This window comes from Streptomyces sp. NPDC048352, from assembly GCF_040651895.1.
Lineage (GTDB): Bacteria > Actinomycetota > Actinomycetes > Streptomycetales > Streptomycetaceae > Streptomyces.
This window is the reverse complement of sequence record NZ_JBEZKZ010000012.1, coordinates 1-14,033: the sequence shown is the minus strand read 5'-3', so window position 1 is coordinate 14,033 and position 14,033 is coordinate 1. Positions and strand designations below refer to the sequence as shown.

The 14,033-nt window shown below is 75.3% G+C and carries 11 protein-coding genes; 4 read left to right on the top strand and 7 right to left on the bottom strand.

Features of this window, described 5'->3' with window-relative positions; genetic code table 11:
- Positions 1–21: 21 nt before the first annotated feature.
- Entirely contained in the window at positions 22–1,386 is a 1,365-nt protein-coding gene (locus AB0D45_RS09190; protein WP_362456344.1) for an MFS transporter, read from the bottom strand.
- A 359-nt stretch (positions 1,387–1,745) separates the two neighbouring features.
- On the opposite strand from AB0D45_RS09190, the gene AB0D45_RS09185 reads away from it, so the two are divergent.
- Both AB0D45_RS09185 and AB0D45_RS09180 read left to right on the top strand, forming a co-directional pair.
- Positions 1,746–2,498, top strand: a complete 753-nt coding sequence (locus AB0D45_RS09185) for an SDR family oxidoreductase (RefSeq protein ID WP_362456341.1) — start codon at positions 1,746–1,748, stop codon at positions 2,496–2,498.
- Positions 2,495–3,511 (top strand): glycosyltransferase family 9 protein, encoded by a 1,017-nt coding sequence (locus tag AB0D45_RS09180; RefSeq protein WP_362456338.1) that lies wholly within the window; start codon positions 2,495–2,497, stop codon positions 3,509–3,511. Before AB0D45_RS09185 ends, AB0D45_RS09180 begins: the two co-directional genes overlap by 4 nt.
- 52 nt (positions 3,512–3,563) lie before the next feature.
- Here the strand turns inward: AB0D45_RS09180 and AB0D45_RS09175 are convergent, their stop codons facing one another.
- From AB0D45_RS09175 to AB0D45_RS09150, 6 genes are all read right to left on the bottom strand, one after another.
- The gene (locus AB0D45_RS09175; RefSeq protein ID WP_362456335.1) at positions 3,564–3,932 is read right to left on the bottom strand and encodes an STAS domain-containing protein; all 369 of its coding nucleotides are present in this window, start codon (positions 3,930–3,932) and stop codon (positions 3,564–3,566) included.
- 114 nt (positions 3,933–4,046) lie between these two features.
- Positions 4,047–5,591, bottom strand: coding sequence for an FAD-dependent oxidoreductase (locus tag AB0D45_RS09170; RefSeq protein ID WP_362456332.1), 1,545 nt, complete (start codon positions 5,589–5,591; stop codon positions 4,047–4,049).
- A gap of 70 nt (positions 5,592–5,661) precedes the next feature.
- A complete protein-coding gene (locus AB0D45_RS09165) occupies positions 5,662–6,024 on the bottom strand; it encodes a UBP-type zinc finger domain-containing protein (RefSeq protein ID WP_361610220.1) in 363 nt (120 codons plus the stop codon).
- The gene (locus tag AB0D45_RS09160; RefSeq protein WP_362456568.1) at positions 6,021–7,457 is read right to left on the bottom strand and encodes an ATP-binding protein; all 1,437 of its coding nucleotides are present in this window, start codon (positions 7,455–7,457) and stop codon (positions 6,021–6,023) included. Before AB0D45_RS09160 ends, AB0D45_RS09165 begins: the two co-directional genes overlap by 4 nt.
- A gap of 20 nt (positions 7,458–7,477) precedes the next feature.
- On the bottom strand, positions 7,478–9,154 hold the full coding sequence (locus AB0D45_RS09155; RefSeq protein ID WP_362456329.1) for an FAD-dependent oxidoreductase: 1,677 nt from the start codon (positions 9,152–9,154) through the stop codon (positions 7,478–7,480).
- Between the two features lie 56 nt (positions 9,155–9,210).
- On the bottom strand, positions 9,211–9,606 hold the full coding sequence (locus tag AB0D45_RS09150; protein ID WP_362456327.1) for a hypothetical protein: 396 nt from the start codon (positions 9,604–9,606) through the stop codon (positions 9,211–9,213).
- Positions 9,607–9,944: 338 nt separating this feature from the next.
- On the opposite strand from AB0D45_RS09150, the gene AB0D45_RS09145 reads away from it, so the two are divergent.
- Positions 9,945–11,726: an N-acetylglutaminylglutamine amidotransferase gene (locus tag AB0D45_RS09145; protein ID WP_362456325.1), complete on the top strand. Its 1,782-nt coding sequence runs from the start codon at positions 9,945–9,947 to the stop codon at positions 11,724–11,726.
- Positions 11,727–11,868: 142 nt separating this feature from the next.
- Entirely contained in the window at positions 11,869–13,974 is a 2,106-nt protein-coding gene (locus AB0D45_RS09140) for a prolyl oligopeptidase family serine peptidase (RefSeq protein ID WP_362456322.1), read from the top strand.
- The last annotated feature ends 59 nt before the right edge of the window (positions 13,975–14,033 follow it).

Sequence of the window (14,033 nt, the reverse complement as noted above, 5' to 3'; positions counted from 1 at the left end):
CACCGGCCGTACCGGAGCCGGTCAGGCGGCCGTCTCCAGCCCGGCCCGGACGGGCGCGAGGGCTTCCGGCGCCCGTACGGGCTCCACCCGGCCGGCCCCCGCGCGGCCGCGCAGGAGGTAGCCCGACACGACGGCCGCGGTCACGACCAGCCCGCCCGCCACCAGGGCGGCCCGTACGCCGGCCAGCTCCATCAGCAGCCCCAGCAGGGGCGGGGCCGCGAGGCCCCACACGGTGCGGATGCTGGACCAGGCCCCGAGGACGCGGCCCCGCATGTGGGCCGGCGGGTCGGTCTGCAGCACCGTGGACTGGGCGGTGTCCCCGACGGACTCCGCGACCGCCATGGGAAGGACGAGGACGAGGAGCACCGCCAGCGACGGGGACAGGCCGGCCAGCACCTGGAGCAGCGCCCCCGCGACGGTGAGGACACCCACCAGGCGTACGCCCGGCCGGTGCAGCCGCGCGCCGAGGACGGCGCCGATGATCCCGCCGGCGGCGAGGACCGTGGACACCTTGCTGAAGGACGCGGCGTCCCCGGCGAGCGGCCCGGTGACCAGGACGACCAGGGTGAGCGAGTAGTTGCGGCCGAACAGCGCGCTGATCCCGTTGAGCGCGGCCAGCGCCACCAGCCGCGGGCGGCGCATGAAGAAGGCCAGGCCCTCCCGGGCGCTGGAGCCCGCCCCGTCGGCCGGCCCGGACCGGGCACCCCCGGCGGGGACGGGCGCGTCCGGGGCGGCGACCGCCGCCGCCGGGCGCGCCGACCTGAGGAAGGGGATCACGCAGGCGACGAAGAGGAAGGACAGGCCGTTCGCCGCGTAGGCCGCGGACGTGCCCAGCAGACCGACGGCCACCCCGGCGAGCGCGGCACCGACCAGGCGCCCGGCGCTGTGCACGAGCGAGCCCACCCCGATCGCGGACGGCACGTCGTCCGAGGGGACGAGGTCGTTGCCGAGCAGGGCGCAGGCGGGCCCGTCGACGGTGGCGATGAGACCGGTGACGGCCGCCAGGACCAGCAGCACCGGCAGGTCGAGCCGGCCCAGCGCGACCAGCACGGCGGTGACGAGGGCCACCACGCCCAGCAGTGCCTGGCCCACGGCGGCGGTGAGCTTGCGGGGCCAGCGGTCGACGGCCGCGCCGCCCATCAGGCCGAAGAGCAGGCCGGGCGCCGCCTGGATGGAGACGGACAGACCGGTCGCGGCGGCCGAGCCGGTGATCTGGAGCACGAGCAGGTTCTGCACCGTCAGCTGCATCCACGTACCGGCGTTGGACACGAAGTTGGCGACGGCCCACCAGCGCATGCCGCGGTGGCGGAGGGACCGCCACGGCGACCGGGAAGCAGCGGCGGGGACGGCGGCAGGCAGGGCGGAAGGGGACAGGGACGCAGACACAGAAGACTTACCCCGGAGCGCGAGGGGACGGCAGGACAGGCGGGGAACGGGCCTTCCACACCGTCGGCGCGCAGCGGCGCCCTGGGGACGGGGGAATCGGTTCTGGACCATGCTGACAGACCTGCCGGGCCCGACGCGGTGACCTGCCCCACGGCCGGCACCGGTCGAGGCCCGCAGCCCTTGGGCCGCCCGGCATCCGGCGGGGCGGTGGGCTTCCTCACACGGGGCCCGCCGGGCACGCGTGCCGCCCAGCGGGCTAACCCGGCGTGCCGGGGCGGCTCCCGCTGGTGACAGTGGAACGGACGGCCGCACGGCCGGCGGGACGCCTGCGGGCGGCCCGGAGACCAGGACGGAAGGGCATGCGGATGAGCGGCGCGGCGTACACGGACCTGAGCGGCAAACGAGCGTTGGTCACCGGCGGGGCCCGCGGCCTGGGGGCCGCCATCGCGCGCCGGCTGGCCGCCGCCGGAGCCTTCGTCGTCGTGGCGGACGTACGCCAGGACCTGGCCAAGGAGCTCTGCGAGGACCTCACGGCCCAGGGCTTCGGCGCCCGGGCCGTCAGCCTGGACGTCTGCGACCCGGGGGCCGTCGCCGACGTCTTCCGGGACCTCGACGAGGCCGGCGAGCGGGTGGACGTCCTGGTCAACAACGCCGCCGTGGACGTCTCGAAGTCGGCCGAACACCTCACCGCCGAGGAGGTCTCGCGGGTGGTGACCACCAACCTCCTCGGACCGATGTACCTGTGCCTGGAGGGGTACCGGCGCATGGTCGCCCAGGGCGGCGGCCACATCGTCAACATCCTCTCCACCGCGGCCAACCGGACCTGGACGGAGGCCGGACCCTACGCGGCGAGCAAGTCCGGGCTGCGCGCGTTCACCCACACCCTCTTCAAGGAGGCCCAGCGCGACTGCGAGGGCATCGGAGTGACGGGGATCATCGCCGGCGGCATGGAGACCGCCTTCATCATGGAGCGGTTCCCCGACGCCGACACCTCGATGCTGCAGAGCCCGGAGATCGTGGCCGACACCGTGCTGTACGCCCTGTCCGTGCCGGCCGGCAGTGCCGTCGGGGAACTGGTCGTCGTACCGCGCCGGGAACCGTCCTGGCCGTGAGCGCCCGCGGCGCCGGCACCCGCCCCCGGGTGCTGGTCCTGCGGGCCCTGGGCCTCGGCGACCTGCTGACGGCGGTGCCCTGCTTGCGGGCGCTGCGCCGGAGCATGCCCGCCCACGAGATCGTGCTGGCGGCTCCCGCCCGCCTGGCCGCCGCCGTCGCCGCGACCGGCCTGGTGGACCGGCTGCTGCCGGCCGGCGCGCCCGGCCGTGCCGTACCCGCCGGGCTGGCCTGGACAGGGCCGCCGCCGGAGGTGGCCGTGGACCTGCACGGCAACGGGCCGGCGAGCCGCGGGCTCCTCCAGCGCCTGCGGCCGGACCGGCTCCTGGCCTACGGGCACCCGCACCCGCCCGGCACCGCGGCACCCGAGTGGCGCGCGGACGAGCACGAGCGCGAGCGCTGGTGCCGGCTGCTGAACTGGTACGGGATCGACGCGGACCCGGCCGACCTCCGCATCCCGCGTCCCCCCTGCCCCTCTCCCGCCCCCGGAGCGGTCGTCCTCCACCCCGGAGCGGACGCCGCCGCCCGCCGCTGGCCGCCGGAGCGCTTCGCCGCGGTGGCGCGGGCCCTGAACCGGGCGGGCCACCGGGTGGTCGTCACGGCGGGTGCGGGGGAGGGCCGGCCGGCCCGCCGGGTGGCGGCCGAAGCCGGACTGCCGCCCGGGGCGGTGCTGGGCGGTGCCGACGACGTCCCGTTCCCGCGGCTGTGCGCCCTGGTGGGCGCGGCGCGCTGCGTCGTGGTCGGCGACACCGGCCTGGCCCACCTGGCCACGGCCCTCGGCACGCCGTCCGTGGTCCTCTTCGGTCCGGTCGCCCCGCGCCTGTGGGGGCCGCCGCCCGACGCCCGGCACCGGGTCCTGTGGCACCCGGTGCCCGGCGAGGACCCGCTGCGCCCCGGCGACGCCCACGGGACCGTGCCCGACGCCCGGCTGCTGCGGATCACCGCCCAGGAGGTACTGGAGGCGGTGGAGCAGGTGCTTGACGCGGCCACCCCACCGGCGCGCTCCAGGTTCTGACGTCGAAGCCCTCCTGGCCTCGGGGCGGCCGACGGCACTGTGACGACAACCCTTAGGCCGCCACGGCGACCTCCGGCAGTGGCGAGAGGGCCGCCACCGCCCGGAGGGCGTCGGCGTGGACGCGCGGCGCGCAGCCCGCGGCGCCGACTTCCGCTTCCAGGGCCCGGCGTGCTTCCGCACCGGGGGCGGCCACGGCGAACGGCACGTCCGCGTCGGCGCACATGCGGGACGCCCGGACCACGGTGCTCACGGCCGCGCTGCTCACGGCGCCGTCCGACAGCTCCAGCACGACGGGACAGGAGCGGTGCGCGGCCAGCAGACCGTCGATCGCCCAGGCGGCCGCGGCGCGGCCGTCGATGTCGAGGTCGGCTTGCAGACGGACGATCAGTACACCGCTGTCGGTCACCTTCACGGGCAGCACGGGCACTCCTTCTCTACGCCAGAGCCGATGTTGTGTAGCGCTCGACTGCCCCCGCCCCGCCGTCATATGCGCGCGGGTGTTCGCTTCGGCTCGCGGGCGGGGGCGGGCCGCCGGTCAGAGGTCGCCGGGGTCCCGCCGCTCCAGCGGTTCGAGCGCCGGGCCCTGGAGGACCGCGCCGTCGACGTCGAAGCGGGAGCCGTGGCAGGGGCATTCCCAGGTCCGTTCGGCGTTGTTGAAGGCGACGAGGCAGCCCATGTGGGTGCAGACGGCGGACACGGCGTGCAGTCCGCCCCGGTCGTCGCGGTGGACGGCGCAGGGCTTGCCGCCGACCCGGACGACGGTCCCCCCGCCGGGCCGCAGTTCGTCCACGGGGCCCCCGGTGCCCTCGCCCCACGTGTCCAGGCGGTCCTTGACGAAGTGCTTCCCGGTCTCCCACTGCGCCTTCAGCAGCGCGGGCGCCGAGCGGACCGCGGGGCCGAACCGGCCCGGGTCGTAGAGGCCCTCCCACCGCTCCCCGGTGCCGGCGACGAGGGACGCGATGAGCTGCCCGGCCAGGACGCCGCCCGTCATGCCCCACCCGGCGAAGCCCGTGGCCGCGTAGACGTTCCCGCCGGCGGTGGGCAGGGCGCCGATGAGGGGGAGGGTGTCGGTGGAGCTGTTGTCCTGGGCCGCCCAGCGGTGGGTGACCGTCACGCCGGGGAAATGCCGTTCGGTCCAGCCGAGCAGGCGCTCGTAGCCGGCTTCCGTGTCCTCGCCGGTGCCGGGGGCGAAGGCCTCACCCGTGACGATCAGGAGCCGGCGGCCGTCCCCGAGGGGCGCGGTGCGCACGGACCGCTTCCCGCCCTCCTCGGTGATGTACATGCCGTCGGGGTCCCGGTCGGCGGGCAGCGGACCGGCGACGACCAGGTCGCGGTGCTGGGTGAGCCGGGCGGCCAGCACCCCGTGGTCGAACAGCGGGTGATGGGTGGCCACGACCACGTGGCGGGCCGTGACGGTGGTCCCGGACGCGGTGGTGACCCGGCACGGATCGCCGCCGTCCACGTCCGTGACCCGGGTGCCCTCGTACACCCGGCCGCCGTGCGCGACCAGGTCGTCGACCAGGGCCCGCAGGTAGGCGAGGGGATGGAACTGCGCCTGGTTCTCGACCCTGACCGCACCCGCCACGGGGTACGGCAGCCCGGTCTCGGTGACGAAGGAGGCCTCGAGCCCCGCCGCCCGGGCGGCCTCGGCCTCGGCGCGCAGGCCCTCGACCCCGTCGGGCCGCTCGCAGTAGGTGAGGGCCGGACGGCGTTCGAGCCCGCAGTCGACGCCGAGGCCCTCGGCCACCGTGAGGACGTGGCGCAGCGCGGCGCTCTGGGACGCCGCGTACAGGCGGGCGGCGTCCTCGCCGTGCCGGGAGCGCAGCGTGTCGTAGACGGCGGTGTGCAGGGCGGTGAGCTTGCCGGTAGTGTGGCCCGTCACCCCGCTCGCGAGGCGGTCCGCCTCCAGCAGGACGACGCCGCGCCCCGCCCGGGCGAGTTCCCAGGCCGTGCTGATGCCGGCGATGCCGCCGCCCACCACCACCGTGTCCGCCTCGGTGGGGGCCGTCAGCGGCGCGAAGTCGGGGAAGCCGGCCGTCTGCATCCAGTAGGACCGGTCCGGGGTGTCGAGTGCGTTCATATCCGGCGACTGCCCGTGGTGCGGGCATCGATGCGGGCCGGGACGGGGCGCGTGCGCGGGTCCCCCGCCGTCAGCGGTGCAGCCGCGCCGCCCAGTCCTGCGGGACGCGGTCCGCCGGGCCCGGGGCGGGCTGGTCCGCGGGGTGGCCCAGGGGCGGCGCCAGCTCGGGGCCCGACTCGTACAGGGCGTTGGCGGCGTAGTCCCAGAACCACTCCTCGCCCGGCTCGAAGCTCCTCACCAGGGGGTGGCCGGTGGACTTCCAGTGGGCGGTGGCGTGCCGGCCCGGCGAGGAGTCGCAGCAGCCGATGTGGCCGCACCGGGCGCAGCGGCGCAGGTGGAACCACCAGCCGCCCACCGCGTCGCAGTCGGCGCAGCCGGTGCCGGTGGGGGCGGCGCCCGGGTCGATGCCGTCGGTGCCTTCGATGCCGGTCATGCGGTCTCCTCTGCGGTGTCCGGTGCGGTCAGCGGCAGCAGCACCTGGAAACGGGTGTCGCCCGGTATGGACTGGACCTCCAGGCTGCCGTGGTGCTTGTCGACCACGATCCGCCAGGAGATGTCCAGGCCGAGGCCGGTGCCCTCGCCGACCGGTTTGGTGGTGAAGAAGGGGTCGAAGATGCGGCCGCGGATGTCCGGCGGGATCCCGTGCCCGGTGTCGCGGAACTCCACCAGCAGCCGGTCGCCCTCGCGCGCCGTGCGGACCGTCAGCGTGCCCTCGCCGCCGGTGCCGGCGATGGCGGACACGGCGTTGTCGATGAGGTTGGTCCACACCTGGTTGAGCTCCGCCGGATAGGCGGGCACGTCCGGCACGGAGCGGTCGTACTCCTTGACCACCCGCACGCCGGGACCGATCTTGCCGGACAGCATCAGCAGGGTGCTGTCGAGGAGTTCGTGGACGTCGACGGTCCGGTGCGGGGCGCGGTCGAGCTGCGCGTACTGCTTCGCCGCGTCCACGAGGTGGGAGATGCGGGTGGTGGACTCGTCGATCTCGTCCATCAGGAGCTCGGTCTCGACCGTGTAGGCGAGCCAGCCGATCGCCGCCGGCAGCAGGTCCTGCGCCACCGCCGCCGCGACCTGCTCCAGCCATTGCGTGTCCAGACCGGCCTGTACGAAGACCGGTGCGATCCGCCAGCCCTCGGGGAAGCCGTGGTCCTCCAGCCAGTCGGCCAGCTCGTCCTCCCGGTCGGAGGCCTCCAGCGGGCTCAGCGCCGGTGCCTTCGCGACCCGTTCGACGGTGCGCTCCTGGATCTCGATGAGGTCGGCGATCGCCTCGCGCGCGTACTGGCCCTGGGAGATGTGGGCCAGCTTGTGGCGCATCTTGCCGACCCGTTCCCGCAGTGTCGCGGTGGCCCGGACGGCCGCCGCGGCCGGGTTGTTCAGCTCGTGGGTGAGACCGGCGGACAACGAGCCGAGCGCCAGCAGCCGTTCGCGCTGCCCGATCGCCCGCTGGGTGTTCTGCGCGCCGAAGAAGAGGCCCTCCAGCAGGTGGGCCGCCATCGGGAACCACTCCCGCATGACGTCCGCGAACGAGCGGGCGGGCAGGACGAAGAACCGCGTCGGCTCCGTCACCCGCATCGAGTGGGTGTACGTCTGCGGTACGCGCTCGCCCAGGTACGCCTGCATGGCGCCCGCGTACACGCCGCGCTGGGAGGTGCGGCTGACCTCGACGTCGGCGCCGCCGACCCGGCGGGACAGCACGACGGTGCCCTCGATCATCACGTAGAAGCAGGTGGCGGGGTCGCCCTCGGTGTACACGGGCCCGGCTTCGAACCGCTCCACCCGCCCCTCGGCGCACAGCCGCCCGAGCTGCTCCGGGGAGAGCTTCTCGAACAGGAACAGCGAGGCGACCTCCTGCGGGCCGCAGGGCATCACCTGCCCGGGCCGCCCGCTCACGACTGCTCCAGGTACCGGTGGACGAGCATGACGGCCATGGCTCCCTCTCCGACGGCGGACGCGACGCGCTTCGCGGACTGGGCGCGGGCGTCGCCCGCCACGAACACGCCGGGAACGTTGGTCTCCAGGTGGTACGGCGGCCGGTCCAGCTCCCACTCGGCCGGCGGGCGCCCGTCCGGCGTCAGGTCCGGCCCGGCCAGGATGAAGCCGTGCTCGTCGCGCAGGACCGTGCCGTCCAGCCAGTCGGTCAGCGGGGCCGCGCCGATGAAGACGAACATCCACTGGCAGTCGACGCGTTCGCTCGCACCGCTGTCCACGTCCCGCAGCGTCACCTGCTCCAGGTGCCCGTCACCGTGCGCCGCCCCGACCACGGTCCGGGTCCGCACCGTGATGTTCGGCGCCTCCTCGATCTGCTGGACGAGGTAGTACGACATGGACGCCGTCAGCGACCGGCCGCGTACCAGCAGGGTCACCGACCTCGCTCCCCGCGCCAGGTACATCGCCGCCTGCCCGGCCGAGTTGGCCCCGCCCACGACGTACACGTCCTGCCCCAGGCAGGAGGAGGCCTCGGTGAGCGACGAGCCGTAGTACACCCCGCAGCCGGTCAGGTCGTCGCAGCCCGGCGCCCCCAGCTGCCGGTACGAGACGCCGGTCGCCAGGATGACGCTGTGCGCGGCGACCGCCGAGCCGTCGGAGAAGCGGACCACCCGGGCCGGGCCGCTGACCTCCAGCCCCGTCACCTCGCGGGCCGTCAGGATCTCGGCGCCGAACCGGGCCGCCTGGCGGCGCGCGCGCTCCGTGAGCTGCGCGCCGGAGACGCCGTCCGGGAAGCCGAGGTAGTTCTCGATGCGGGAGCTCTGGCCGGCCTGCCCGCCGGTCGCCGACCGCTCGACCAGGACGGTGCGCAGCCCCTCGGAGGCCCCGTACACCGCCGCTCCGAGCCCGGCCGGGCCGCCGCCGATGACGACGAGGTCGTAGAAGTCGGCGGCCGGGGTCGTCGCGAGCCCCACCCGGGCGGCCAGTTCGGCCGGCTCCGGTTCGAGGAGCGCGGCGCCCTCCGCCGTGACCACCAGGGGCAGCCGCCGGCCGTCGGCGCCCGCCGCCTCCAGCAGCCGCCGCCCTTCGGGCTCGTCGGAGGAGTACCAGCGGTACGGCACCTGGTTGCGGGCCAGGAACTCCCGTACGTGCGAGGAGCGCGCCGACCAGCGGTGGCCGACCACCTTGGTGGCGGGGACCGGCCGGTGGTCGCTGGAGCGCCACGCCGTGAGGAGGTCGTCCAGGACCGGGTAGAGCTTCTCCTCGGGCGGGTCCCAGGGCTTGAGCAGGTAGTGGTCGAGGTCGACCACGTTGATCGCGTCGATCGCGGCGTTCGTGTCGGCGTACGCGGTCAGCAGCACCCGCCGCGCGCCCGGGTAGACGTGCAGGGCCCGTTCGAGGAACTCGATGCCGTTCATCTGCGGCATGCGGTAGTCGGCGAGGATCACCGCCACCGGGTCGCCCCGCAGTTTCAGCTCGTGCAACGCCTCCAGCGCCGACTCGCCGGACTCGGCGCGTACGATCCGGTACCCGCCGCCGTAGCGGCGCCGCAGGTCACGGGCGATGGCACGGGAGACGCCCGGGTCGTCGTCCACGGTCAGGATGACGGTCCGGGCTGTCTCGACGGCCTGGGCCATGGGTCTGCGCCCCGGATGCTCCGGGCGGGCGGCGGGGCGTCCGCCGCCCGCGCCGGTCAGCGCGCCTTGCCGCCGCCGTGGGGCTCCTGCGGGTCCACGCCGGTCACGGCCGACGCGTCCCGGGTGCCGCTGGGGCGCCTGGAACGGCCCTTGGGGCCGGTGTCGTGCATGCCGTCCTTGCCGTCGCCGGACTTGCCCTGGTCCTCACCGCGCCGGGTGGTGCTCTCCACGGGCTTGCCGTGCGGGTTGCCCGCTTCCTCCTTGGACTTCGCGCGGCCCGGCCCCTTCTCGGGGGCGTACTCGTCCGGGTGGAAGGAACGGTGGGCGCTCGGGTTGTCCTGCTGCCGGGTCTCGTCGACGTCCGGCGACCAGCCGTGCTGCTTGCGGCCCGGGTGCGGGCTGGGGCCTTCCCCGTGCCGCGGATGGGATGAGGGTTCCGGTTGCTTGGCCATGGCTCTGCTCGCCCGCCCTTCGGGTCGCGTACATGCATGCAGGCCCCCGCTTCTCCTCCGTGGAGAACCTCTTCCAGCGTAGGCACCTTTGCGTCCCGGCGCCGTCACCGGCGTCCGCGCGGGGGAGCCTCCGTACCGGAGCGTGAAGGAGGGCCCCGGGCTTAAGGAGCCGACGCGCGGGCAGGCGCCCCAGGAGTCGATCGCCCGGCGGCCGGACCGAACGGCCCAGGTCGCGGGGCACGGGAGCGAAGAACCATGGTGGATGTGACAGGGCCCTCGGCAGTGAGGGCGGTCCTACGAGGAACGCCCCTGCGGGGCGTCGGAACGGGGGGTGCCCCATGTGCGGTCTGAGCGGAGAGGTGCGCTTCGACGGCGGCCGGCCCGACCTCGCGGCCGTGGAACGCATGACCGACGTGATGGAGCCGCGAGGTCCGGACGGCAGAGGGGCCTGGTCGCAGGGTGCGGTCGCCCTCGGCCACCGCAGGCTGAAGATCATCGACCTGTCGGAGCGGGGCGCGCAGCCCATGACCGACACCCGGCTGGGCCTCACGGCCGTGTTCAACGGGTGCATCTACAACCACCGCGAGGTGCGCGGCCGGCTCGAAGGCCTCGGACACCGCTTCTTCTCGGAGTCCGACACCGAGGTGCTGGTACGGGCCTACGCCGAATGGGGCCTCGAGTGCGTCGACAGCCTCGTCGGCATGTTCGCCTTCGCCGTCGTCGAGCACCGCACGGGCCGCGTCGTCCTGGGCCGCGACCGCCTGGGCATCAAGCCCCTCTACGTCACCGAGGACGGCGAGCGCCTGCGCTTCGCCTCCACCCTGCCGGCCCTGCTGGCGGGCGGCGGGGTCGACACGTCCCTGGACCCGGTCGCGCTCCACCAGTACATGACCTGGCACGGCACCGTCCCGGCGCCCAGGACCGTACTGGCCGGAGTGCGCAAGATCCCGCCGGCCACCCTCCGGGTCGTGGAGCCGGACGGCAGCCACCGGGACCACTGCTACTGGCAGCCGTCCTACACCCGCCACTCCGACATCGGCGAGGACCCGGCGCTGTGGCGGGAGGCGGTCCACGAGGCGCTGCGCACGGCGGTGCGGCGGCGCACGGTCGCGGACGTCCCGGTCGGCGTGCTGCTCTCGGGCGGCCTGGACTCCAGCCTCATCGTGGCCATGCTGGCCGAGGAGGGGCGGGAGGACGTGCCGACCTTCGCGATGGGCTTCGAGTCGGTCAACGGCGAGGAGGGCGACGAGTTCCGCTACTCCGACCTCGTCTCCCGTACCTTCGGGACCGACCACCAGAAGTTCATGATCCCGTCCGACCGGCTCGCGACCGCACTGGACGGGGCGATCGGCGCCATGAACGAGCCGATGGTCAGCCATGACACGGTGGCGTTCCACCTGCTGTCCGAGCAGGTCGCCAAGGACGTCAAGGTGGTGCTCTGCGGCCAGGGGGCGGACGAGGTGTTCGCCGGCTACCACTGGTACCCACCGATCGCCGCGGCCACCCGGCAGGGCGCGGCCGCGGCGTACGCCGACGCGTACTTCGACCGGACGCACGAGGAGCTCCTCGCCATGCTGCATCCGGGCGCCGCGGCGGCCCGGGACGCCTCCACGGAGTTCGTCCGCGCCCACATGGCCGCCCCCGGCGCCGACACCGCGCTGGACGCGGCCCTGCGGATGGACGTCCACGCCCTGATGGCCGACGACCCGGTCAAGCGGGTCGACAACATGACGATGGACTGGGGCCTGGAGGCGAGGGTGCCGTTCCTGGACCACGAGCTGGTCGAACTCGCCGCCGCCTGCCCGCCCGCGCTCAAACTGGAACAGGGCGGCAAGGCCGTGCTCAAGGACATCGGCCGCAAGATCCTGCCCGCCGAGGTCGTGGACCGGCCCAAGGGCTACTTCCCCGTCCCCGGCGTCCGCAACATGGCCGAACCGGTGCTGGCCCGCGTACGGGAGGCCCTGACGGCCCCGGAGGCCCGCCGGCGCGGGATCTTCGACCAGCGGCACGTGGACGCGATGCTGGCGGAACCGGACCGGTACCGCGCGAGGCGCGGAGCCAGCACCCTCTGGCAGGTGGCTTCGCTGGAGATCTGGTTGCAGCTGCACGGCGTCCGCTGACCCGCGCGCCCGGCCTCCGCCGGTCCGCGGCTCCCGCCGGGGAAGCCGGCGGCGGGCCGCGGGCCGCGGGCCGGGAGCGGGAACGCGCGCGAGAGTGCCGAGAAGGGCGCCGAGAGGCGCAGAGAGGCGGAGAGAGGCGGCCATGCCCCTGGATCACACGATGGCCACGGCCCACCCGGCCGGCGCACCACAGACCCCCGTACCGGCACCCGCACCCGTCCACGTGCCGGACGACCACCATGCCGACCCGCCGACCCTCCTCACCGCCCACGGCTGCTGGTACCCCGCCGCGGACCCCACGGGCGAGCACGTGGCGTTCATCTGCGACCGGGCCGGCGTCCCCCAGCTGTGGTGCGGGCCCGCCCGCAGCGCCGAGGCGCACGTCCTCGACGCCGACCCGGACCCGGTGACCGAGGTGTCGTGGTCCCCCGACGGGCGCTGGATCGCGTACACCTCGGCCCCCGGAGGCGGCGAGCACACCCGCGTCCTCGTGGTGCGCCCCGACGGGACGGACCGGCGCGTGCTCGCCGGCGCGGAGGCGGGCGGCTCCGCGCACCTCGGCTGCTGGTCCCGTGACGGCTCCGCGCTCGCCGTCACGGTCGCCTGGTCGCCCGGTGCGGCGGCCGAGCACACCGGCCCCGGCCACCTCTCGCAGGACGCGGCCGGGGAACTGGCGACGTCCGCGGCCGCCGCGGCGGCTCCCGCGGCGGCGTGGACCGAGCGCGGGGGAGCCGCCACCCTGCTCGGCGGCGGCACGGCCCGGACGCCCCGGCGGGGAACGGCGCCGAGCGGCGGACTGGCCGCCTACCTCGTCGACCCGGACGGTACGAACGCCCCGGTCCTGCTGTTCAGCGAAACCGGAGCCGCCTCCCTGCGGGTCTGCGACACGAGCGCTGACGGCAGGCTCGCACTGGTGCGCCGCGGCCCCCGCGGGCACCGCGAGGCCCTCGTACTGGACACCGCCTCGGGACGCACCACCTTCGCCCTGCGCGTGGCCGACGGGGACCCCTGGATCGGGCGGTTCTCCCCGGACGCCCGCAGCCTGTGGCTGCGCAGCGACGCGGAACGCGAGTTCGCGGCCCTCCTCACGGTCCGGCTGGACGAGGACGGCACCTCCCGGGGCACCTCCGTCGCCGCCGAACGCCCGGGCACCGCCCTCGACCTGCTGGCCCTCCCCGACCACGGGCGGTGGGGCCTGCTCGCCTGGAACGTCCACGGCGCCAGCGAGCTGGAGAGCCTCGCCCTGCCCGCCACCGACGCCGGGGGCGACTCCACACCGCCCCACGGCCCCGACCTGCCCCACGAGGTGGTGACCCGGATGGCCGTGGTGGGCGGCGGAACGGTGTTCGCGGCCCTGTCCGGCTCGCAGCGGCGGCCCGGCATCTGGGAACTGGCCGGCGCCCCATTGCGCACCCCCTGGACCGCGCGGGACGACGAGGCGGCCCCGCCCGGGCGGCCGCCCGTACGCCCCGCCCCGGTGCGCTGCCGCGCCCGCGACGGGCTGATGCTGGGCGGCTGGTACTACCGGACCCCGGACCGCGATCCGGGCCGGCCGGCCCCGTGCGTGATCCACCTCCACGGGGGACCGGAGGAACAGGAACGCCCGGTGTTCAACCCCCTCTACCACGAGCTCCTCGGCCGCGGCCTGGACGTCTTCGCCCCCGACGTCCGCGGTTCGTCCGGCTGGGGACGGTCCTTCGTCGACGCCGACCTCGGCGCCGGCCGGTTCGCGGCGATCGAGGACGTCGCCGACTGCGCGGCCCACGTGGTCTCCCTCGGGTACGCCGACCCCCTGCGGCTGGGCGTCATGGGCCGCTCGTACGGCGGCTACCTCACGATGGCCTCGCTGGTATGGCACCCGGACCTGTTCCGCACCGGGGTGGCCGTGTGCGGGATGTCGGACTTCGCCACGTTCTTCGCCGGCACCGAACCGTGGATCGCGCAGTCCGCGGCCGCCAAGTACGGCCATCCCGAACACGACCGGGAGCTGCTGCGGGCCCTGTCCCCCATGAGCCGCGTCCACGAGCTGCGCACGCCCGTCCTGGCGGTCCACGGCGAGCACGACACCAACGTCCCGCCGACGGAGTCGGAGCAGTTCGTCCGCGCGGCCCGGGAGCGCGGCCTGCCCGCGGAGATGCTGGTGCTGCGCAATGAGGGCCACGAGTTCCTGCGGGCGGACAACCGCCGCACCTACCGCCGTGCCGCCGCGCAGTGGCTGGAGCGCCACCTCGGGAACGCCGCGCCCTGACGGCCGGCCGCGCACGTGCCCGACGCCCCGCCGGGTCCGGCCGCGCAGCGCGGCCGGAC

Excerpts from the sequence above, each read along its gene's own strand:
- AB0D45_RS09185 (WP_362456341.1), top strand. The coding sequence starts at position 1,746 with ATGCGGATGAGCGGCGCGGCGTACACGGACCTGAGCGGCAAACGAGCG.
- AB0D45_RS09145 (WP_362456325.1), top strand. The coding sequence starts at position 9,945 with ATGTGCGGTCTGAGCGGAGAGGTGCGCTTCGACGGCGGCCGGCCCGAC.
- AB0D45_RS09165 (WP_361610220.1), bottom strand. The coding sequence starts at position 6,024 with ATGACCGGCATCGAAGGCACCGACGGCATCGACCCGGGCGCCGCCCCC.
- AB0D45_RS09155 (WP_362456329.1), bottom strand. The coding sequence starts at position 9,154 with ATGGCCCAGGCCGTCGAGACAGCCCGGACCGTCATCCTGACCGTGGAC.
- AB0D45_RS09160 (WP_362456568.1), bottom strand. The coding sequence starts at position 7,457 with ATGCCCTGCGGCCCGCAGGAGGTCGCCTCGCTGTTCCTGTTCGAGAAG.
- AB0D45_RS09170 (WP_362456332.1), bottom strand. The coding sequence starts at position 5,591 with ATGAACGCACTCGACACCCCGGACCGGTCCTACTGGATGCAGACGGCC.
- AB0D45_RS09150 (WP_362456327.1), bottom strand. The coding sequence starts at position 9,606 with ATGGCCAAGCAACCGGAACCCTCATCCCATCCGCGGCACGGGGAAGGC.
- AB0D45_RS09140 (WP_362456322.1), top strand. The coding sequence starts at position 11,869 with ATGCCCCTGGATCACACGATGGCCACGGCCCACCCGGCCGGCGCACCA.